The organism is Paeniglutamicibacter sulfureus, assembly GCF_039535115.1.
Classification (GTDB): domain Bacteria; phylum Actinomycetota; class Actinomycetes; order Actinomycetales; family Micrococcaceae; genus Paeniglutamicibacter; species Paeniglutamicibacter sulfureus.
In genome coordinates, this window is record NZ_BAAAWO010000001.1 from 1020794 (window position 1) to 1040416 (window position 19623).

Genomic DNA, 19623 nt, shown 5'->3' on the forward strand with positions numbered 1-19623 from the left:
ACGTTGGCTGAACAACGCCTTTCCGAACGCCACCGAAGCGACCATGAAATACCGGCACAGCGGTCCCGGGCAGCAAAGGGCCCGAAGGCATCTGCGGTTGCCGTCTCCTTCTCAACACCGGCCATGGCTTCGCACCTGGAATGGAATCTGGCACCTGCTCTCATCAATGCCGCTCGCACGTGCGCCGGCGATCCGGAGCCAATTCTCGGGCTACTGGCCTCCTGCCCGGAGTCGCCACCCACTCCGGGCCAAGGGCGAACTGTCGCCCTGTGGGAGTTCCTGGCCACGCTGGCCAGCGTCGACCTCGCGGCCGCCCGAACGGTTGAGCCGCATCTGGACGCCGCGGCAATCCTCGCGCAGGCGGGACTCCCCTGGCCGGCCGGGTGCACCTGGGGAGTCTTTGCCGCCGAGGGCCGGCCCAAGCTTGTTGCCGCCGCCCCGGCACAACCGTCACGCCCCTGGGTTCTGGAAGGACAAAAGCCATGGTGCTCGCTGGCCGCGACACTGGACCGTGCCGTCGTCACGGCCCATGTCCCCGGCGGGCGCCGAGCCTTCATGGTGGACCTGAAGCAGCCTGGCGTGATCGCGCACCATGGTCACTGGGCCAGTCACGGCCTGAACAAGATCCACAGCGAGGCAGTGCAATTTAACGGTGCCCGCGCCTTTCCCATTGGTCCCACCGATTGGTACCTGGCCCGGCCCGGATTCGCCGTCGGGGGCGTCGGCGTCGCCGCCTGCTGGTTCGGCGGCGCAGTCGGGATCTTCCGCGACCTCTTCCGCTCCGCCCAGTCTCGCGAACCCGACCAATTGGCCCTGGCTTGGCTTGGCGAAGCCGACCGAATGCTGGCCTCCGGGGCCGCCATGCTTCACCGCGCGACGCAGGAGGCCGACCAGGGAAGCCTCGACGAAGTTTCCGCCCAGCGGGTGCGTGGACAGGTGGCGGGGCTGTGCGAACGGATCATCGCCATTGCCGGACAGGCCATGGGACCCGGTCCCCTGGGCTTTGACCACCAGCACGCCCGAAGGGTCGCCGATCTTGGAATCTATATCCGGCAACACCACGCCTCCCGCGATGACGCAGCACTGGGTGGGCTGCTGTTGAAGGCCCCCCAAGCGGCGGAAGGTGGTTCGCGCCCATGGTGAGCTTCACCCATCTGGACCCGGGCACCGAAGAGACCCTCTGGATGGAAGCCGGTGTGACGAAGTTGCCCGCGCTGGTCTTGGACGACATTGCCGGGGTGTCACGCCCACTGGTGGTGCTCTCCGCGCACCCGGACGACGAAACCCTCGGCGCAGCAGGCCTGATCCACCAGGCGTTGCGCGCCGGAGCGGCAGTCCACGTGATCGTGGCCACCGCCGGCGAGGCCTCCCATCCCGATTCGCCCACCCACTCGCCCGAACGCCTCGCCGGCATCAGGGTCGACGAACTGGCCCGGGCACTCGGGGAGCTCACTCCCCACTCCCCCGGCGCCGGCACCCTCACCTTCGAAACCCTGGGCCTGCCGGACGGCCAGCTGGCTCAACACCAACCGGACGTCGAATCAGCCATCAGGAAGGCCACGGCAAACGGCCGAGTCATGCTGGTGGCTCCGTACCGCCACGACGGCCATACCGACCACGACGCGCTCGGTACGCTGGCGGCAAGCCTCGCCGAGGAGCTGGGCCACGGCCTGCTGGAATACCCCATCTGGTACTGGCACTGGGCCACGCCGGAGCGGAACCCCGAGTGGGCGCACTGGAGATCCCTGAACCTGGACGTCGACACCACGCGGGCCAAGGCACGGGCCACCGCAGCCCACCGATCACAAGTGGCTCCGCTGTCCGATGCACCGCAGGACGCTGCCCTGCTTCAGGAAACCTTCATTCAACACTTCCAGCGCTCCGGTGAAACGTTCCGATTCACTCCCCCGGGACTTCGGGATTCCGCCACGGCATCCGCCACCTTTGACGGACTATATGAGCATCGGCCCGATCCATGGGACTACTTGGGAAGCGCCTACGAACGACGCAAGCGCGCGATCACGCTCGCGTCGCTTCCCCGGTCCCGGTACGGCGCCGTCATGGAGCTCGGCTGTTCGATCGGGGTGTTGAGCCGGGACCTTGCACAACGTGCCGACACCCTGCTGGCCGTGGATGCGAGCCGGGTTGCCCTGGAATCAGCCGCCGAGCGCATGGCCGGCTTCAACCACGTGGTGCTCCGGCACGCGGTACTGCCCCACGAGTGGCCCGATGTGAAGCCCGGATCCCAGGACCTGGTCGTGGTCTCGGAAATCGGATATTTCCTGGCCGCCGACGAACTTGACCTCTTGTACGCGCGTTGCCTCGAAGCGCTTTCCGCAGGAGGGCACCTGCTCCTGTGCCACTGGCTGCATCCGGTGCGCGGCTGGCCGATGGACGGCGCCCAGGTGCATGCCGCCGCGCAAGGTCTGGGCCTGAAGACCAAGGTGCTGCACCGGGAAACAGATTTTGTGCTGGAGGTCCTCGAAAAGCCAGGCGGGCACAATGGATGACAAACTCTCGGCCATCCTCATTGTGGTGCCTGTACGCAACGAGGAGGAATTGCTTGGCGCATGCCTCTTGCGTCTGCGCAAGGCCATGGACCGGTTGAACCGTGCCAGGCCCGAGCTCGAGCTCCGGCTGACGGTGGTCCTTGACCAATGCCGGGATTCGTCACCAGCGCTTGCGGCATCCTTTGCTGCCAACGACCCGCGTCTGTCGGTGCTCTCGGTGGGATGCGGGGTGGTAGGTGCCACCCGTGCCGCCGGAATAGATTTTGCCCTCGAATCCCTGGCAGCTGATACCCCGGCGCGTCATTCGCGCGAACGCATCTGGATTGCCTGCACGGATGCCGATACCCGGGTCCCGGTGCACTGGTTGACCCGCGCCGTGAAGCTGGCAGAGTCCGGGTCAGACGCTATCGCCGGCACCGTGGAGCCTGACAGTTCCGACATTGACCAGGCATTTTTTGCATTGTGGTCGCGAGACCATGACCGCGGAGAAGGCCATGGCCACATCCACGGGGCAAACCTGGGTTTCCGGGCCTCGGCCTATTGCGCGGTGGGCGGGTTTGATCCGGTTCCGGTGGCCGAGGACGTCCTGTTGGTTGAAAAGCTGCGCAAAAACGGGGCCAGGGTCACGGCCACCGGAAAAATCCACGCAATCACCTCCGGGCGAATGCAGGGAAGAGTGGGGTCCGGCTTCGCTGGATATCTTCGAAACCTGGCGCAGCGCCACGTGGGGCATGCCGGAGAACACGGTTCCTGAGGGAGCACCGCAATCCCCTTGCCACTTCGTGGTGATGCGCATATGTTGGCCACAGGGGCCCATGATCCCGGCCTTCAGGGCATCCTCCCGCAGTTCCTTCAATTCGGCTCCGCACCGAGAAATGGGGAAGCAAATGGTTGAAAACCCGGGGAAACGTGCCGAACCGGACTCCGTGTCCGGGAAACCCATTCGTCATCGGCCAACCAAGAACGTCACGGCGACGACACGTGCAGGGGTTATCTGGACATTCACCATCGTCGCCATCGTGGTGCTGATCCTCCTGGTGATATTCATGATGCAGAACCAGACCCAGGCGACCGTCAACTTCCTCGGATTCCAGGGGCAGATGGCCCTCGGTGTGTCCATGTTGCTTGCGGCCGTGGGCGGGGCAGTCGTCGTGGCCATTGTCGCGGCGGTACGCATCATCCAGTTGCGAAGCCGCGCAAGTACCGCGGCCAAGCGCCGGGAAGCCTGACCAAAATCGCATCCGTTGTGGGCGACCGTATTTTCACATGTCAGCAGTCAGAGAGGATCCAACGATGCATGATCTCGAAAAACAAATGAAAACGATCCAGACCCAGCTCAAGCACTGGGCGGAGAAGGCAAAGCAGGAGTATCCCAGCCAGTTGGAGGCCTCCGTGCGCCACGCCGTGGACCGGATGGACCCGGCCGGGCTGGCCCGGGCATCCGAGGAGGTCGTGGCCACCGTGACCGGCAACCGCAAGACCGCCCGCCGTGCCCGGAAAGCCGTCGAAGAGTCCTTGCGCAAGGCCCAACGGAAGGCTGGCAGCAAGCACAACGGGCATGGTCGGCTATTGGCGGTCCTTGGCACCTTGGCAGTCACCGGAATCCTCGTCGTGATCGTGCTACGCCGCGCCGCAGGACCCCACGACCGCAATCTGGGAGCAGTTAAGTTGCACGTCGACGACACGACGGAGGGCATCGATCCCGATCTGGGGGAATAATCCCCGACTCGGCCGACCCTATCGACAGAGCCCCGGTAGCACCCTTGCTCTCCCTTGGCGGGAGCGTTCAGGGGGTTCCGGGGCTCTTCGCCGTCCCGGAAACCTGGAAGTATTCCGGCACCGTGTGCGAAAACATGGACTCTCCCCGCACGTGCACCTACCGTGAGATCCATTAGCGGCGGACACTTATGCGATCGATGTTTTTACAAAAGGCTTCAGACCGCACCCGTACCGCGCACTGGCCAATGACATTACGAGGAGAGATCATGTCAGTTTCGGATTCACGTCAACCGGCTCTCCGGACGGAGAACTTCGGACACCTACGGCGAGTCGGAGCCGCAGCGATGGCGTTTGGCCTGGTTCTGACCGGGTGTGCCACGGGGTCCCAGCCCGATGCCGCAGCTCCCAGTGAAAACCAGTTCACCGCAGACGCACCGCTGGAGAGCGAACTTAACATCATGGGCTATAACGCGGATGCGGATGAGGTGGCCCGCACCCGGGCGGACCTTGCAGAAGCGGCCATCGAGCCGGCCACCGTCAAGGCTGTTGAAGGTGAACTCGACGTCCAGCAGTTCCTCTCCGCCGTGGCAGCCGGGGATGCCCCTGATTAGATCTACGCAAATCGCGACCAGTTAGGCACTTTTGCCGCACGCAAGGCCATCATGCCCTTGGACCAGTGCGTCTCCGGCGAGTCAATTGCTATTGGTGATTTCCGCGCACCGGCCGTATCCCAGGTAACCTTCAACGGCCAGGTCTATGGCATCCCGGAATTCAACCAGGTCCAGATCCTGATGGCGAACCGGGAACTGCTCGAACAGGAGGGCCTTGCGACCGAGGACGTTGACGGCTCAAACTGGCAAGCGGTGACAGATGCGAATAAGAAGCTGATGAAAAAGGAAGGATCCAAGCCCTCCGTCATTGGCTTTGACTCCAAGCTTCCCGAGTTCCTTCCCCTGTGGGCCAAGGCCAATGGTGCCGACCTCATTTCCGCCGACGGGCGGACAGCACAGCTTGATGACCCCAAGGTCGTGCAGGCCCTGGAATTCGGAGTGGGGATCTATGCTGACCAGGGTGGATTCGGGTCGGTCAAGGCGTTCCGCGATTCGGCCGACTTCTTCGGGAAGGAAAACCAGTATGCAACCTCGGTGCTGGGGGCGATGCCCATGGAACAGTGGTACGTGAACATTCTCAACGACGTATCCCCGGACGCCCCCATGGCTTTTGCTACGTTCAAGACCACCACTGGCCAACCGCTGAGCTTCGGCTCGGGTTCGGCATGGGCCATCCCGGCAGCCGGTAAGAACCCGGAAGCCGCCTGCCGTTACATCAAGACCATTACGCAGACCGCTTCCTGGCTCGCGGCCGCCGAGGCGCGGGCGACGCAGCGCGAAAAAGACGGGAAGCCGTTCACCGGGCTCTTCACCGCCAACCAGAAGGCCGACGAGGAAATCAAGACCAAGTATGTTGATTCGTCCACAGACCTGGATTCCCCGTGGAAGGAGGCCGTTGCCGCTTCCTACGAGGCAAATGATGCCTCGTTCTCGTTGCCGGCGAGCCCGGCGGACGCGCAGTTCAAGCAAGCTTGGCTTGACGCGGTGAATCGGGTGCTCAATGGCGAGGCGACTCCCGCCGAATCGCTGGGCCGCGCACAGGAGGAAGCGCAACGTGCACTCGATGAGGCTTGGCAGACGCTGGAGAATGCCGGCTCTGCCGACAGCGAAGGCTAGGAGGTCCCATCGTGGCCACCGCCCGCACCTACACGTTGCGTTCGCGCAACAGACGGCAGACACGAAATGCCATGCTTTTCATTTCGCCGTGGATCCTGGGTTTCCTGGTTTTCACCCTGTGGCCGATCCTCTACAGCGGCTACCTATCGCTGACCGACTACGACGTGCTCAGCGACCCGAACTACATCGGCCTGGAGAACTACAGGGAGTTGGCGGAGGACCCCCGTGTTGTACTTTCACTGCGCAACACACTCTTCTATACCGCGCTTTCCGTTCCCCTCCATGTGGGCATCTCGCTTATGCTGGCCATGCTGCTTATGCGGGCACAGCGCGCCACCGGCTTCTTCCGGACCGCGTTCTACCTGCCGAACATGACGCCACCGGTCGCTGTCGGCATCCTATTGCTATTGCTCTTCAACGGGCATGACGGACTTGTCAACGCGGTGTTGGGGATTTTCGGGATCCCCGGGCCGGACTGGACCACCGACAGCACCTGGATCAAGCCCGGGCTGGTCTTGATGAGCCTGTGGACGCTGGGCGGGTCAACCATCATCCTCCTGGCCGCCCTCAACAACGTGCCGCGCGACCTGTATGACGCGGCGCTCGTGGACGGCGCCGGAGCCTGGCGCCGGTTCATCACCGTCACTGTGCCGATGATCTCCGGGACGTTGTTCTTCTTGGTCATCGTCAACACCATTGCTGCCCTGCAGTCCTTTACCGAGGCCTACACCGCGTATTTCGGTGCCGGAAACGGAACCTACAGCAACGATGCCGCGCTCTTTTACGTCATCTATCTTTTCCGGCAGGCTTTCGAATTCCTCAACATGGGCTTTGCCTCCGCCATGGCTTGGCTGTTGTTCGGCATCATCATGGTGATCACCGCCGTTCAGTACGTGGTGGGCCGCAAACTCGTTTTTTACGAAGGAGAAGACGGTGGCTAGCATCCCAACGTTGAAGCAAGTCCCGGACGCGCCCGTGGCACCGGTTCCCTCCGGCACACCGCCGCAGGCTGTCCGCGGCAGACGTCGGCTACGCGCACGGATACTACTGCTGACCACGATGGTTGCCGCGACGGCGGTGTTCGTCTATCCGCTGATTTGGCTGGTCTCGGCCTCATTCAAGCCGCAATCGGAGGTCTTCGACAACCGGCTGATACCCCGGTCCCCCACACTGCAAAACTACGTGGAAATCTGGAATGCCGCGCCGTTGGCACTTTGGATGGGCAACACGGTACTGGTCACCGTGCTTGCGGCCGTAGCCGTGACGCTGAGCAGTTCCATGGTTGCGTGGGGATTCGCGTACTACCGTTTCCGCGGACGCAACGCCCTCTTCTTTCTTGTGCTTGCCACCATGATGCTTCCCGGTGCCGTGACCTTGATCCCGACCTTCCTGATATGGAACGCGCTGGGCCAGGTCGGCACGCTCACCCCGCTGTGGGCAGGGAACCTCTTCGGCTCCGCGTTCTACATCTTCTTGCTGCGGCAGTTCTTCCTGGGGCTTCCCCGTCAGATCTTCGAGGCTGCGCGCACCGACGGCGCCAACGACTGGCAGCTATTCCGCCATTTTGCCCTGCCCTTGTGCAAGCCGGCGCTGATCGTAACCCTGCTCTTTGAAGCCCAGGCGGCTTGGACCGACCTGATGCGGCCGTTGATCTATCTGCGCGATTCCGATACGTTTACGGTCCCCCGCGGCCTCAAGGCCATGGTGGACCAGTTCGGTTTCGCCGGAAACTGGCATTGGGAACTCATTGTGACCGCCAGCGTCATCACCACGCTGCCGATGATCGTGCTGTTCTTTGTGGGTCAGCGCCACTTCATTGAAGGGGTGGCCACCACCGGGGTAAAAGGGTAGCCCGGTGACGGCTTGAGGATCAAGCTTCCCAGACCACCTGGCCGGGGTCCTTATCCTCGCGCCAGCCGCGCCAGACCGGATGGCGCAGCCTACCGCCGCCGGTCGTCTCGCCATAGCGCACTTCGCCGACGAGCTTGGGCGACACCCATACCGCGTCATGGCTGTCGACGGGCGGAACGTCCTTGGCCGCCGGTGTCTTGCGCCGCAGCTTCTCCAGCTTGGTCCGGGCCGCTTCCAATTGGCGGTCGGTGAATCCGGTGCCCACCCGCCCGGCATAATGCAATTCGCCTCCCTTGGGAACTGCCAGCAATAAGGATCCCACCGTGTCTGCGCGGTTTCCCTTCCCATGACGCCAACCAATGACCACGACTTCCTGGTGGCGCTCGTGTTTGACTTTCATCCAGTCCCCCGAGCGCTTTCCGGGTCGGTACCGGCCATCGAGCCGCTTGGCCACGACTCCTTCCAATCCGAGTTCCGTGCTGGTTTCCAACGCCTCTTGCAGGGAACCGTCATGGGCCTCGGGGATGTGCACGTGCTTGCCCGTGCGTACCTGGGAGATCAACAACTTGCGCCGCTCGGCGTAGGACCGGTCCGTGAGGTCTTCCAGTTTCCCGGTCTTGGCGCTCGGCAAACGCAGGGCGTCGAACAGCATCAAGTGCACCGGCGCCGATTTGGCGCTCTTCCCACCGTTGCCGGAGTTGCGGCTTTGCAGCAACCCGAAACTGGGTCGGCCAGCTGCGTCAAGTGCAACTATTTCCCCGTCCAACACGGCCCCGTCCGGGGCCAGCCCCGCTATTTCCTGCAGTTCGGGGTAACGTCCCTCCAGGGCTTGGCCATTGCGGCTGCGCAGGGTCGCCGTGGATCCGTCAACCGTGGCCAGTGCGCGGTACCCGTCCCATTTCATTTCAAACGCCCACGCCCCGTCCGCATCGATGTCTTCCTCGGTTCCTGCCTGGGCGAGCATTGGCCCCGGCACGGAGGCGGACCGGGCATCGGGTACATCGTCGTGGGCTTCCGAATCGGGTGCGGGTGGTTTCTGCGACGTGGGCTGCTCCTTCATCAGCTGCAACAGCCAGTTCTTCGCATCCCCCATCCCCGGCGTGTTGATCAGCGCGTAGCGCCGCGGCACCCCTCCCAGTCCCCCGTCCGGGCGGCCATGAAGCACGGCAATCACTTCGGAGTCCTCCCGCCATTTCTCGATCTCGCAGTCCCCGGAGTCCCAGAGCTTGACGGTCCCGGCGCCGTATTGCCCGCGCGGGATCTCGCCCTCGAACTCGGCGTAGTCAAGCGGGTGGTCCTCCGTCATGACAGCAAGCCGGTTCTTCTTGGGTTCCAGCGGCGGGCCCTTGGGCACGGCCCAGGAGACCAACACGCCAGAATGCTCAATCCTGAAATCCCAGTGCAAGGCCCGTGCGTGGTGTTCCTGGATGACAAACGTGGAGCTGCTTCCGGGTCCCGCCGGGTGGGGTGCGGGCGCCGGAACCGGCTCGGGGGTTTGGTCCGGGTCGCGCTTGGATCGGTATTCTGCAAGTCGGTCAGGGGTGGCCACGGGGATCTTGCCCAGCGCTGCGAGAGGATCGATGGAATCCTGCACACGCTCCAAGACCTCATGGAAGTCGAGTTGGGCCAGCCTGGGTTGACCGATCTCGTCCCAGGTCCGCGGTGCTGCCACGGTGGGATGTGTTCGGCCGCGCAGCGAGTATGGACAGATGGTGGTCTTGGCGACGCTGTTCTGGCTCCAGTCCAGCAACACCTTGCCTTCGCGCAGGGACTTCTTCATGTCGGCGACCACCAGGTCCGGGTGCTCGCGCTGCAATTGGGACGCCAGTTCCTTGGCCACCAGCGAGACTTGTTCGGAGGTGTGTTTCCCATCCAGTGCGGCATAGAGGTGGATGCCCTTGGACCCGGACGTCACCGGGTAGGCGACCAGATCCATGCCCTCGAGCAGTTCCCGGCACAGGAAGGCGACCTCGGCGCATTCGGCCAGTCCCGCGCCGGGCCCCGGATCCAGGTCCAACACCATCCGGTCCGGATTCATCGGCTTCAAGTGTTCGTCAAAGCGCCACTGCGGAACATGGACCTCGAGGGCAGCCAACTGCGCGAACCACGCCAGCACCGCGGGTTCGTTGACCATAGGGTAGGTGTTCACATGGTCCTTGTGGGTGATGTTGGCGCGCGGGGTCCATTCGGGGGCAGAGTCCTCCAGGTCCTTGCGGAAGAACACCTTGCCCGGCCTCTCCCCGGTCCCGACTCCGTCGACCCAGCGCTTGCGCGTTGCCGGCCGCCACGCCGCCTGCGGAATCAAGACGGTGGCCACATCCGCGAAGTATTGCATGACTTCGCCCTTCGTGGTCCCGGTCTCCGGATAGAGCACCTTGTCCAGATTGCTGACCTTTAGCCGCCTGCCCGCCACCGAGACAGTCTGTTCCTTGGCACGCGTTGCCATGGGCAATTCCTTTCCCTTGCCTTCAACTGTGCCGTGACCCTGACCCGATGGCCAGCCTTTGTACCCCGGCAAAGCAAGTTTCCCCCTCGCGGCAAGCCATAGCCATTTGCCGGTCGACAGGGTGCAATTCCCTAGACATGGCCGCGCTGTGCTGCGTAGCGTTGAAACTGTTGAACACCGGTCGTACTCAGGCACCGCCAGGCCGGTCACCGAGGGTTGGTTCGTCTCTGGCCCAGCCACCCACCACATCAATCCGCCACCTTTCCGGGTCGCGGCGGCTTGTCCGGCAAGCTGCGGCGGCCTTGCGCGAACGAAGCATGAACTCCGCAAAGGTTGCCGGTGACTTGGTGAAGATGCACAATCCGGTGGGTGCTTGAACCATTGATCCGCGCCGAGCCCTCGAAGGCAACAAAGGGGATACTCCCCCGTTGCCAGCCCCAATCACCAACACACGGAATCAAACACGTAGGAGGAACAATGGCAACCGCACGAGAAATCATGACAGGCTCGGCCGAATGCATCGGGGAAAACGAAACGCTGGAAGAAGCAGCACGCAAGATGCTTCAACTCGATGTCGGATCATTGCCGATTTGTGGGGAGGACAACCGGTTGAAGGGGATCATTTCCGACAGGGACATTGTCACCAAATGCGTGGCCCAGGGCGGAGACCCGCGCACTACCCGAGCCGGAGAACTCGGCGAGGGCAAGCCAGTGACCATCGGTGCCGACGACAGCATTGAGGAAGCCATCTCCACCATGCAGTCCCACCAGGTCAGGAGACTTCCCGTTATCGACGGACATGAACTGGTCGGAATGCTCAGCCAAGCCGACATTGCCAAGAACTACCCCGAAGACAGGGTCGGCGATCTCGTCAAGTTCATCTCGCTCGACTGAGCGCCAGCCAAAATAGGCCGGCCCCACCAACATCCGTTGGGTTGCGCCCGCAGGATTTCCCTGCGGGCCGCGCGGTGTTTCGACCTGCTCAACGGCACGCCCCCCGGGGTATCGGGCGGCGTGCCGGCAACGCGGTCCGTCTCATCCGCGAATACTCCAGGGTTCCCTTGCGTGCTCCGTTCTTCATCAAGCCTGCGTCCCAACGCATGGACGCGGCAATGCTCTCGGTCCGGCGGCTAACGGCTCGGTGCCCGTGTTTGCACACGGGCACCGGACTCCACCCATGCCGTCGCGAGGGCAGGAATTGAGCGAAACAAACGCCGATGATTCAACGAACGATACGAAACTTTCGCGGTATTGCCTTCATCGGCACTTCTTTGTAACCTAAAAGTGGTTCAGCAGTGGGCCGTGGATCCTTCGAAAATGGAGCACTCCATGAACCTGCCCGTTGGCATATCGCCGTGTGAACCCGCAGTACGATTCCTCCCCTCCAGTTCTCCGCATGGACCAGGCACGGGCGGGCACGCCCGCAGCCCCCTGACTGCAGAGCGCAGGTTGGCGCGATGAGGGTCATTGAGAACAACCAGGAATTGCTCCGATACCAGCTCTATGAGTTGGGGGATTTGGCCGGCTTCGTCCAATACAGCATGCAAGGCGACGAACTTTGGCTGCACTACACCCAACTCAAGCGCCGGTACAAGTCGGCGGAAATCATCGAGGAGCTGCTGCTCCACGTGCTGGATGATGCACACCGCCGGCGCCTGGCGGTCATGCCGTTCTGCCCGGCCATGCGGCTCTTCATAGCCGATCATCCTCACTACCGGCGCATCGTTCCGGAGGCCTGGCAGGATCGTTTCCTTTCAGCGCAGACGGCCGCGCTCAGACCGATGGACAAGGTCCGCTACACCGGTTCCCCGAAACGGCGCAGCACCGCTGCCCATGCACGCGCGGCCACGCCGGTCGGCCTCGAGCCTTCATATACGGGCTCCCGGCAGGCACAACCACGCCTGAGCGGGACCTGAGACCAAGTCCCGGCAAACAACGGCGGGTGCGGAAACCTTCTTCCGCGCCCGCCGTTGTTTGCCTCCGCCTAGGACGTCGGGATGTCGAACCGCTCCCAGACCCGGTGCGAGGCCAACAGGGTTGCTGTGTCCTGGATCGCTGATTCGATGGTCGCCTTCACCAACCCGGGGCCCATGGCGGGCAATCCGATGTCCTCAAAGAAGCCCTCGTCCTGCTCCACCGTCACGATGGCCTTGCCTTGCCTGTATGCCTCTTGTAGCAGCAACACCAATCGCGGGTCCAGCTCTTCGGCGCCCGGGGGACGGATGACCCCTGCCTTGGCGTCAAGATCGACCCTGGAATCCGGTGCCGGGGACAACGCCGCTGCGACCACTATGGCGTCGAACTCGATGGACCGCGCCGTGAGTAGCGTACGGTCCACGGGGGAACCGTCCGCGAGGCTGCCACCGGTGGGTGCCAGCAGCAGTGGCTTCAGGCCCCGCAGGTTGGCGTTGGCCACCAGCAACTCAATGGCTTTCGCCGGGGTGGAATGACTTGCCACGATGCCCAGCACCCTGCCATCGATCGGCCACATCCCACCCATTTGCGAGACCGAAGGGCAGAGCTCGGATTCCGGCACTTCGGTGTCCGCCTCGGGGGCCGGCAGGCCAAGTTCATGTGCAACAGCGGCGCACAGCCCGGCATCGATGTTGGCCAAGGCCTGCAGTTGGCGTTTGCGGACCTGTTCGCTGGCGCACTTGCCCAGTTCAAACGAGTAGGCCTGTTGGACGTGCAGTTGTTCCTGTGTGTCCAGTGAACGGTAGAACATCGTCACTTGGCTGAAGTGGTCCTCGAACGACACCGGGTTGCCACGTTCCTTGAGTGCTTCGGCGACATGCTCGGGAACGTCGATGAATGGCGGACGGATATTGTCCCCCTCCCCGGCCATGAAGGGGCAGCCGCCGTCCAGCGAATTGGGATGATAGGGCGCGATGCCTTCGTGCACGTACGTCTGGTGCATGCCATCGCGCAGCATGTCATTGACCGGCGCGTGTGGCAGGTTGATGGGCAACTGCGAAAAGTTCGGCCCGCCCAGCCGCGTGATCTGGGTATCGATGTAGGAGAAGAGCCGCACCTGGAGCAGCGGGTCGTTGGTGACGTCGATGCCCGGCACCAGGTGCCCGGGGTGGAAGGCGACCTGCTCGGTCTCGGCGAAGTAGTTGGCAGGATTCCGGTCCAGGACCATCTTGCCGATCAATTGGACAGGAGCAAGCTCCTCGGGAACGAACTTGGTGGGATCCAGCAGGTCGATGCCCTCGAACATCTGTTCCTCGTTGTCTTCGAAGACCTGCACGCCCAGTTCCCATTCCGGGAATGCGCCTGCCTTGATGGCCTCGGCGAGGTCGCGGCGGTGGAAGTCGGGATCGGCGCCATTGGCCAGCAAAGCCTCCTCCCACACCAGGGAGTGCACGCCAAGCCGCGGCTTCCAGTGGAACTTCACCAGGGAGGTCGTCCCGTCCGGGGCGACCATCTTGAAGGTGTGGACTCCGAATCCCTCCATCATGCGGTAGGACCGCGGGATGCCCCTGTCACTCATGAACCACATCGTGTGGGCCTGGGCCTGGGTGTGTTCGGAAACGAAATCCCAGAAAGTGTCGTGGGCGGACTGCGCCTGGGGTATCTCCAGGTCCGGGTGCGGCTTCACGGAGTGCACGACATCGGGGAATTTGATGCCGTCCTGGATGAAGAACACCGGAATGTTGTTCCCCACCAGATCGAACACGCCCTCCTCGGTGTAGAACTTGGTGGCGAAACCGCGGGTGTCTCGGACGGTGTCGGCCGATCCTCGCGATCCGGCGACGGTGGAGAACCTGACAAACACCGGGGTTTCCACGCCCTCGGCCAGGAACCCGGCACTGCAGATCCGCGAGCCGGTGCCGTAGCTGATGAACCGGCCGTGGGCCCCGGCGCCGCGGGCGTGGACCACGCGCTCGGGGATCCGTTCATGGTCGAAGTGCGTGATCTTTTCCCGCAGGTGGTGATCCTGCAGCAGGATCGGGCCACGCGGACCGGCCTTCAGCGAGTGGTCGGTATCCCGCAGTGGTGTCCCTTGGCTGGTGGTCAACGCGGTTCCCTGCGGATGGGTGGGCCGGGCGCTTTGCTTCGGACCGGATTCGCCCGACGCTTCAGGAGTTGGAGTGGACATGTCAGAACCCGCTTTCGTTCCGTGCCCGCAGTGGGGCGCGTGCGATGGAATGTTGACTTCCGGCGGCGTTTCGCATGTTTGCGTGGAGGTGGCTCATCTCGCAGGCGCCGCCACCTCCACCGTAGGCCCGGGTCCCCGGGGCACGTCAAGGAAAGTGCGCCTGGCACAGTGTCGGTCTCTGCTGCGGGCATTCTTCGGCCATGCCCGGCCTTTTCGCCTATTCCGGTTTACGGACCAAGTTCTCCGGTTCGGTTCCGTTGGCCCAGGCGACCAACTGGCGCTTCAGCAGTGCCGTCATGCGCGGAAGAAAGGCCTCGGTGTTGCCGCCGTTGTGGGGAACAATCAAGGCGTTGGGCAAGCTCCAGATCGGGTGGTCCCCAGGCAAGGGTTCGGGATCAAAGACATCGGAGGCGCAGCGCAGCCGGCCCGTGCTCAATTCCGCGACGAGTGCATCGGTGTCGACAACCGGGCCGCGGGCCACATTCACGATCACCGCGTCGTCGGGCAGGGCGGCCAACAACTCGGCGTCCACCAGGTGGTGGGTGCCCGGGTTGTGGGGCACGATCAGGATCAGCACCTCGATGTCCTTGGCATACTCCAGCAGGTCATCGATCGCCAGGACCTCGCCGTGGGCATCGGTGCGGGCGCGGGTGCCGAAACGGCTCATTTCGACCTCGAACGGCACCAGCCGCTTGCGGATTTCCTCACCGATGCCGCCGACGCCCACGATGGCGACCCTGCGGTCCGCCAGGCCCGGCCAGCGCCGGGGGTTCCAGCGGCCCTCCGCCTGGTCGCGCACTGACTCGCCAATACCGCGCAGCGAAGCCAGGGCCAGCCCCACGGCCAGCTCTGCGGTTGCCGCGGCGTGGACTCCGGCTGCCGTGGCGACAGCGACATCGGGACCCACCAACTCGTGCACGCCGTCGAACCCGGTGGTCTGCGTCTGAACTAGTTGGAGATTCCCGGCCCGCCCTATGCCCTTGAGCATCGACATATTGGCCATGTACGGGAAGATGGCCACGTCGATCTCATCGAGCTCCACCCCTACCGGTTCCCCGGCAATGTCCCAGATGCCAGCCTTGATCCCTGCGGGCAACGGGCCCACGGCGTCAAGTAGTTCGGTATTGGGAAATGACACAACGTGGATTTGCTTCATAGGCCCTAGCCTAGGTTGGCCCAGTACGCCGCCCCAAGGGCATAACGCTCAGCGTCGTAAAGGATGGACACACACACGACGTGCCTCCCCCGCGACATCGAAACAGTCCAACGACCCTACTCAAGGTAATATTTGTGACCTCGATCCCAAAGGATCGATTCGGTTTGCTTTCCGCCCGCAAGCTGGTAGAGTTTCATGTCGTTGCAGAGCGCGGGAGCCACGAACTTCCAGCGAAACAACAGTCGCACCTCTAGCTCAATTGGCAGAGCAATTGACTCTTAATCAATGGGTTTCGGGTTCAAGTCCCGAGGGGTGCACATACAGGAAGGTCCGGTTTGCTAAAGCGAACCGGACCTTCCGCTTTTCCGACAGGAAGTGAGCTTGCCGCCATGCGGCATCCCCACCGGCCGGCACGCCGCAAACTCCGGCCACCGCGAGTTTCGCGCAACGGTGCACTGTCCGGAAAGCGGAGCGATAGCCTATGGCGTTCCGGGTCTCACAGAATTCAACAGTCACGCTGAAAACATTCAGCCATGAATTTGGGCACCCAGCGCTCAACTGCGGATGGACATGCAGGGCCCCGGATCCCGGCCGCCCGTCGACGGCATCCGCCCCCGGATCCACCGCGCAGGGCGGTGGCCTGGATACGACACCTACATCGGCGGTGTGGTGATATTTCATCCCGGAGACACCCCGGGACACACCTGTCAAGGATCGGGGAGTCCGGGCCCCGGAACCGCTGGACCCGATAGCCCTAGACGGTGTGCGCGCAATCACACATCGAATTCCGGGAATTCCGATCCGAAACTCCGGGCAATTCCGGGCCAACAACCCCGCAAATCCCCGAGTTATCGGCATTTTTGCCTCACCGCCCAGACCCTCCTCGCCGATTTTATTTCCTGGGTGTTTTCTGGTTATGATTATCTGCGTCGCAAGGACGGGCTCCGCATGGAGCGCTGACCAGAGCGACTCAGCACCTCTAGCTCAATTGGCAGAGCAATTGACTCTTAATCAATGGGTTTCGGGTTCAAGTCCCGAGGGGTGCACGGTGAGAAAGACCCGATCTGTTTCGACAGATCGGGTCTTTCGTTTTTCTCAGCGCTCCCAGCCCATCGCGAATCGACTCTCGGCCCGTTCCCTTGCCCCGGCATCCGCCATTGCGTGCGGTCATACCTGCAGATCGCGAGCCTCCGCTGTCGGATGCCACAGCGCTATGGACCCTTGCCGCTTGGGATCCCCCGAAATCCGCAGACCACCCCATCCCTGCGACAACACCGTCCGGTCACATATTCGATAGGCTCATGGGTAGACCCTCACCGAAGATTCGATTCGCCGCTGTATTCAACTGCTCACGCCGAATCCACCATACCCAGGGAGTACCCATATTCATGAGTGATAACGCCACCACCGAAGCCGCCCGCCTCTCCGCCGGAGACACCGCGCCGGACTTCACCCTGCCCGATGCCCGGGGCCAGGAACTCGCCCTTTCCTCCCTACGCGGGAAGAAGACGATCGTGTACTTCTACCCGGCGGCTTCCACCCCGGGCTGCACCAAGCAGGCCTGCGACTTCCGCGATTCCCTCGAGTCGCTGACGGCGGCCGGCTACCAAGTCGTGGGCATCTCCCCCGACGCGCCGGCCAAGCTGGCCAAGTTCACCGCCAAGGAAGAACTGACCTTCCCGCTGCTGGCCGACGAGGACCACGCCGTTGCGGCCGCCTATGGCGCCTGGGGTGAAAAGAAGAATTACGGCCGCACCTACGAGGGCCTGATCCGATCCACCGTCGTAGTGGATGAGCAAGGGAACGTCGAATTGGCACAGTACAACGTGAGGGCCACCGGACACGTCGCAAAGTTGCGTCGTGATTTGGGTCTCGATCCAAAATAAAGTTTCGCCCACAGCCCAAAAGCCACAAATCGGGCCAAAATTCTCCGCTAGACTGATTTCTGCCGAACTTCGAAAGCGGTTCGCTGCCTTGCGAGCGTGGCGGAATTGGTAGACGCGCTGGATTTAGGTTCCAGTGTCTTCGGACGTGGGGGTTCAAGTCCCCCCGCTCGCACACAAACGCCATATGTATCGTCTGATACCTACGGCACCACGCAGGGCCCCCGGATACTGCCGGGGGCCCTGCGCTTTAACATTGAGCAGCGGCCGCCATCATTTGGAGCCCAAAACACTGACGAGGAGTCTTGGTGCCAGACCAGCCGCACAGCCCGGATCGACCCAGGGCCACGCGCCGAACCTTCCTTGCCGGCGGTCTGGGTCTCACGGCGCTGGTCCTAACCGGCTGCAATTCCAAGGACACCACGGCACCTTCCAGTCCGACCGGCAGCGCCGAACCGGCGATCCGTACTTTTCACTTTGGTTCCGCCGCCGACCCGGCAGGACTGGACCCCGCAATCTCCGGGGACAATGAGACCTTTCGCATCACGCGCCAGATCTACGAGGGCCTCATCGGGGTGGACCGCGAAACCGGGGCGCCGATCCCGCTGCTCGCCACCGACTGGATCGTGAGTCCGGACCGACTGCAATACACCTTCATCTTGCGCCGCGGAGTCAAGTTCCACGACGGCACGGACTTCGATGCGCAGGCCGTGGTCACCAATTTCGAACACTGGATAGCGCTGCCGATAGAGGTGCGCGCCAACTCGGACCAGGGCTTCACCCAAGTTTTCCGCCACAACGAGCAGCTCCCGGTGCTTCCCAAGTCCATCCCCGAACCCAAGGCAACCGCGAACGAGGACGGCAACGAATCCGTTGACCCCCAAAAGCTCGTTGAGCACGCGGCGCAGACGGCGTTGCTGACTTCGCTCCGTGAACAGCTCAGGGCAAATCCGTTCGTGGGGACCAGCGTCGGTGGCACCGCCAGCTACTTCGGATCCATCAAGGCCGCAGACACCCACACCGTGGTGCTGACCCTGCGCCAGCCGATCTCCGGACTCATCGAGGCGTTGACGCTGCCCGGCCTGGCCTTGGCCTCGCCCAAGGCGCTTGCCACCCCCGCGACATCGAACGACCAGGTGTCCTACCTGTCAACCCAGCCGGTAGGCACCGGGCCGTACAAGTTCGTATCTTGGAAGGACGGGGCGGTGACCTTACGCAGCTTCCCCGAATACTGGGATGCCGCCGCCGTGGAAGCCAACGCCACCGCTCCCACCCTGGTCGTCTTCCGTGAAATCCGTACGCCCTCCGGGCGCCTGGGTGCCTTGGACCGCGGCGAGATCGACGGCTTCGACCTGGTCGCGGTAACGGGGTTGCGCGAATTGGTGCGCGAGGGCAAGCTCATCGTGCAGCGAGACCCGTACTCCGTGACCTATTTGGGGATGAACCAGAAAAACAAATGGTTGGCCAAGGAGGAATTCCGCCAGGCGATTGCCCACGGAATCGACAGGCAAAAGATCATTGAACAGTTCTACATCTCCGGCACCAAGGAAGCCCGGGGCTTTTTGCCCGCTTCGCTGGGGATCAAGACCTCGGACACGTACTACGGCCCGGATTCCAACCGTGCCAAGGACCTGCTCGAATCCTGCGACTACGACGGAAGCCCCATCCCGTTCCTGTACCCCTTGAACATCTCCCGGGCCTACCTGCCCCTGCCCGAACTCATCTATGCAGAAATCTCACGGCAGTTGGCCCTGGTCGGAATCAAGATCGCACCGGTGCCGATGGACTGGAACGACGGCTATGTCGCCGCGGTCCGCTCCGGGGACACCCCTGGCCTTCACCTGCTGGGTTTCAACGGCGGCTATCGGGACCCGGATGACTTCATGAGCGCACTCTTTGCGGACAACAAGCAGCAATTCGGCTACGACTCCCCCGTCCTTTCCGCGCAGGTGCTGCTGGCTCGTTCCATGCCCTCCGGAGAGCAGCGCATCAACGCATACCAGGACCTTTCCAATACCTTGGCCAAGGACTTGCCAGCTCTTCCCCTGGCCTTCCCCATCTCCGCGTTGGCCTTCAACGATTCCGTAAGGAACTACCCCTCGTCCCCGGTTTTGGACGAAGTCTTCACCGATGTGAGGATGAACACTTAATCAGCCCGCTGTCAAGGGACCAATTTCTTGGACACCCCCGGATGGCGCTAGTCTTGCCTAGAGTCAAGACGAACTTTCA

The 19623-nt window shown here is 63.0% G+C and carries 16 protein-coding genes and 3 tRNA genes; 16 read left to right on the forward strand and 3 right to left on the reverse strand.

From position 1 onward, the window contains the following. Positions 1–3 precede the first annotated feature (3 nt). From ABD687_RS04600 to ABD687_RS04640, 9 genes are all read left to right on the forward strand, one after another. The gene (locus ABD687_RS04600; RefSeq protein ID WP_310293173.1) at positions 4–1143 is read left to right on the forward strand and encodes an acyl-CoA dehydrogenase; all 1140 of its coding nucleotides are present in this window, start codon (positions 4–6) and stop codon (positions 1141–1143) included. Beyond that, positions 1137–2510, forward strand: coding sequence for a PIG-L family deacetylase (locus ABD687_RS04605; RefSeq protein WP_310293171.1), 1374 nt, complete (start codon positions 1137–1139; stop codon positions 2508–2510). Before ABD687_RS04600 ends, ABD687_RS04605 begins: the two co-directional genes overlap by 7 nt. Beyond that, positions 2503–3264, forward strand: a complete 762-nt coding sequence (locus ABD687_RS04610) for a glycosyltransferase family 2 protein (RefSeq protein ID WP_310293169.1) — start codon at positions 2503–2505, stop codon at positions 3262–3264. Before ABD687_RS04605 ends, ABD687_RS04610 begins: the two co-directional genes overlap by 8 nt. A 133-nt stretch (positions 3265–3397) precedes the next feature. After that, complete coding sequence (locus tag ABD687_RS04615; protein ID WP_264269392.1) at positions 3398–3739, forward strand: lipopolysaccharide assembly protein LapA domain-containing protein; 342 nt, start codon at positions 3398–3400, stop codon at positions 3737–3739. 64 nt (positions 3740–3803) lie between these two features. Beyond that, the gene (locus ABD687_RS04620) at positions 3804–4229 is read left to right on the forward strand and encodes a hypothetical protein (protein WP_310293166.1); all 426 of its coding nucleotides are present in this window, start codon (positions 3804–3806) and stop codon (positions 4227–4229) included. A 344-nt stretch (positions 4230–4573) separates the two neighbouring features. Further along, complete coding sequence (locus tag ABD687_RS04625; RefSeq protein WP_344760964.1) at positions 4574–4840, forward strand: hypothetical protein; 267 nt, start codon at positions 4574–4576, stop codon at positions 4838–4840. 51 nt (positions 4841–4891) lie between these two features. Continuing rightward, positions 4892–5956: a type 2 periplasmic-binding domain-containing protein gene (locus tag ABD687_RS04630; protein ID WP_344760965.1), complete on the forward strand. Its 1065-nt coding sequence runs from the start codon at positions 4892–4894 to the stop codon at positions 5954–5956. Between the two features lie 71 nt (positions 5957–6027). Continuing rightward, on the forward strand, positions 6028–6897 hold the full coding sequence (locus tag ABD687_RS04635; RefSeq protein ID WP_310293540.1) for a carbohydrate ABC transporter permease: 870 nt from the start codon (positions 6028–6030) through the stop codon (positions 6895–6897). Further along, positions 6890–7807, forward strand: coding sequence for a carbohydrate ABC transporter permease (locus ABD687_RS04640; RefSeq protein ID WP_310293163.1), 918 nt, complete (start codon positions 6890–6892; stop codon positions 7805–7807). The genes ABD687_RS04635 and ABD687_RS04640 overlap by 8 nt, the downstream gene beginning before the upstream one ends. Before the next feature lie 19 nt (positions 7808–7826). Here ABD687_RS04640 and ABD687_RS04645 read toward each other — a convergent pair whose 3' ends face one another. Continuing rightward, the gene (locus tag ABD687_RS04645; protein ID WP_310293161.1) at positions 7827–10253 is read right to left on the reverse strand and encodes an ATP-dependent DNA ligase; all 2427 of its coding nucleotides are present in this window, start codon (positions 10251–10253) and stop codon (positions 7827–7829) included. 477 nt (positions 10254–10730) lie between these two features. On the opposite strand from ABD687_RS04645, the gene ABD687_RS04650 reads away from it, so the two are divergent. Beyond that, entirely contained in the window at positions 10731–11147 is a 417-nt protein-coding gene (locus tag ABD687_RS04650) for a CBS domain-containing protein (RefSeq protein WP_264269387.1), read from the forward strand. 563 nt (positions 11148–11710) lie between these two features. After that, a complete protein-coding gene (locus tag ABD687_RS04655) occupies positions 11711–12169 on the forward strand; it encodes a GNAT family N-acetyltransferase (RefSeq protein ID WP_310293159.1) in 459 nt (152 codons plus the stop codon). A gap of 68 nt (positions 12170–12237) precedes the next feature. Here ABD687_RS04655 and ABD687_RS04660 read toward each other — a convergent pair whose 3' ends face one another. After that, positions 12238–14355 (reverse strand): catalase, encoded by a 2118-nt coding sequence (locus ABD687_RS04660; RefSeq protein WP_310293157.1) that lies wholly within the window; start codon positions 14353–14355, stop codon positions 12238–12240. Between the two features lie 217 nt (positions 14356–14572). After that, the gene (locus ABD687_RS04665; RefSeq protein ID WP_302265824.1) at positions 14573–15511 is read right to left on the reverse strand and encodes a 2-hydroxyacid dehydrogenase; all 939 of its coding nucleotides are present in this window, start codon (positions 15509–15511) and stop codon (positions 14573–14575) included. Positions 15512–15755: 244 nt separating this feature from the next. Here ABD687_RS04665 and ABD687_RS04670 point away from each other — a divergent pair. The 5 genes from ABD687_RS04670 to ABD687_RS04690 all read left to right on the forward strand — a co-directional run bounded on the left by ABD687_RS04670 (position 15756) and on the right by ABD687_RS04690 (position 19544). Then, a tRNA-Lys gene (locus ABD687_RS04670) sits at positions 15756–15828 on the forward strand. 656 nt (positions 15829–16484) lie between these two features. Continuing rightward, positions 16485–16557 (forward strand) — tRNA-Lys (locus ABD687_RS04675). A 342-nt stretch (positions 16558–16899) separates the two neighbouring features. After that, positions 16900–17397, forward strand: coding sequence for a thioredoxin-dependent thiol peroxidase (gene bcp, locus ABD687_RS04680; protein WP_264269383.1), 498 nt, complete (start codon positions 16900–16902; stop codon positions 17395–17397). A 90-nt stretch (positions 17398–17487) separates the two neighbouring features. Further along, positions 17488–17569, forward strand: a tRNA-Leu gene (locus ABD687_RS04685). Between the two features lie 133 nt (positions 17570–17702). Continuing rightward, the gene (locus ABD687_RS04690; protein WP_302265822.1) at positions 17703–19544 is read left to right on the forward strand and encodes an ABC transporter substrate-binding protein; all 1842 of its coding nucleotides are present in this window, start codon (positions 17703–17705) and stop codon (positions 19542–19544) included. The last annotated feature ends 79 nt before the right edge of the window (positions 19545–19623 follow it).

Coding starts and splice junctions, on each gene's coding strand:
- ABD687_RS04605 (WP_310293171.1), top strand. CDS start 1,137: ATGGTGAGCTTCACCCATCTGGACCCGGGCACCGAAGAGACCCTCTGG.
- ABD687_RS04610 (WP_310293169.1), top strand. CDS start 2,503: ATGGATGACAAACTCTCGGCCATCCTCATTGTGGTGCCTGTACGCAAC.
- ABD687_RS04615 (WP_264269392.1), top strand. CDS start 3,398: ATGGTTGAAAACCCGGGGAAACGTGCCGAACCGGACTCCGTGTCCGGG.
- ABD687_RS04620 (WP_310293166.1), top strand. CDS start 3,804: ATGCATGATCTCGAAAAACAAATGAAAACGATCCAGACCCAGCTCAAG.
- ABD687_RS04625 (WP_344760964.1), top strand. CDS start 4,574: ATGGCGTTTGGCCTGGTTCTGACCGGGTGTGCCACGGGGTCCCAGCCC.
- ABD687_RS04630 (WP_344760965.1), top strand. CDS start 4,892: ATGCCCTTGGACCAGTGCGTCTCCGGCGAGTCAATTGCTATTGGTGAT.
- ABD687_RS04635 (WP_310293540.1), top strand. CDS start 6,028: ATGCTTTTCATTTCGCCGTGGATCCTGGGTTTCCTGGTTTTCACCCTG.
- ABD687_RS04645 (WP_310293161.1), bottom strand. CDS start 10,253: ATGGCAACGCGTGCCAAGGAACAGACTGTCTCGGTGGCGGGCAGGCGG.
- ABD687_RS04650 (WP_264269387.1), top strand. CDS start 10,731: ATGGCAACCGCACGAGAAATCATGACAGGCTCGGCCGAATGCATCGGG.
- ABD687_RS04655 (WP_310293159.1), top strand. CDS start 11,711: ATGAGGGTCATTGAGAACAACCAGGAATTGCTCCGATACCAGCTCTAT.
- ABD687_RS04660 (WP_310293157.1), bottom strand. CDS start 14,355: ATGTCCACTCCAACTCCTGAAGCGTCGGGCGAATCCGGTCCGAAGCAA.
- ABD687_RS04665 (WP_302265824.1), bottom strand. CDS start 15,511: ATGAAGCAAATCCACGTTGTGTCATTTCCCAATACCGAACTACTTGAC.
- bcp (WP_264269383.1), top strand. CDS start 16,900: ATGAGTGATAACGCCACCACCGAAGCCGCCCGCCTCTCCGCCGGAGAC.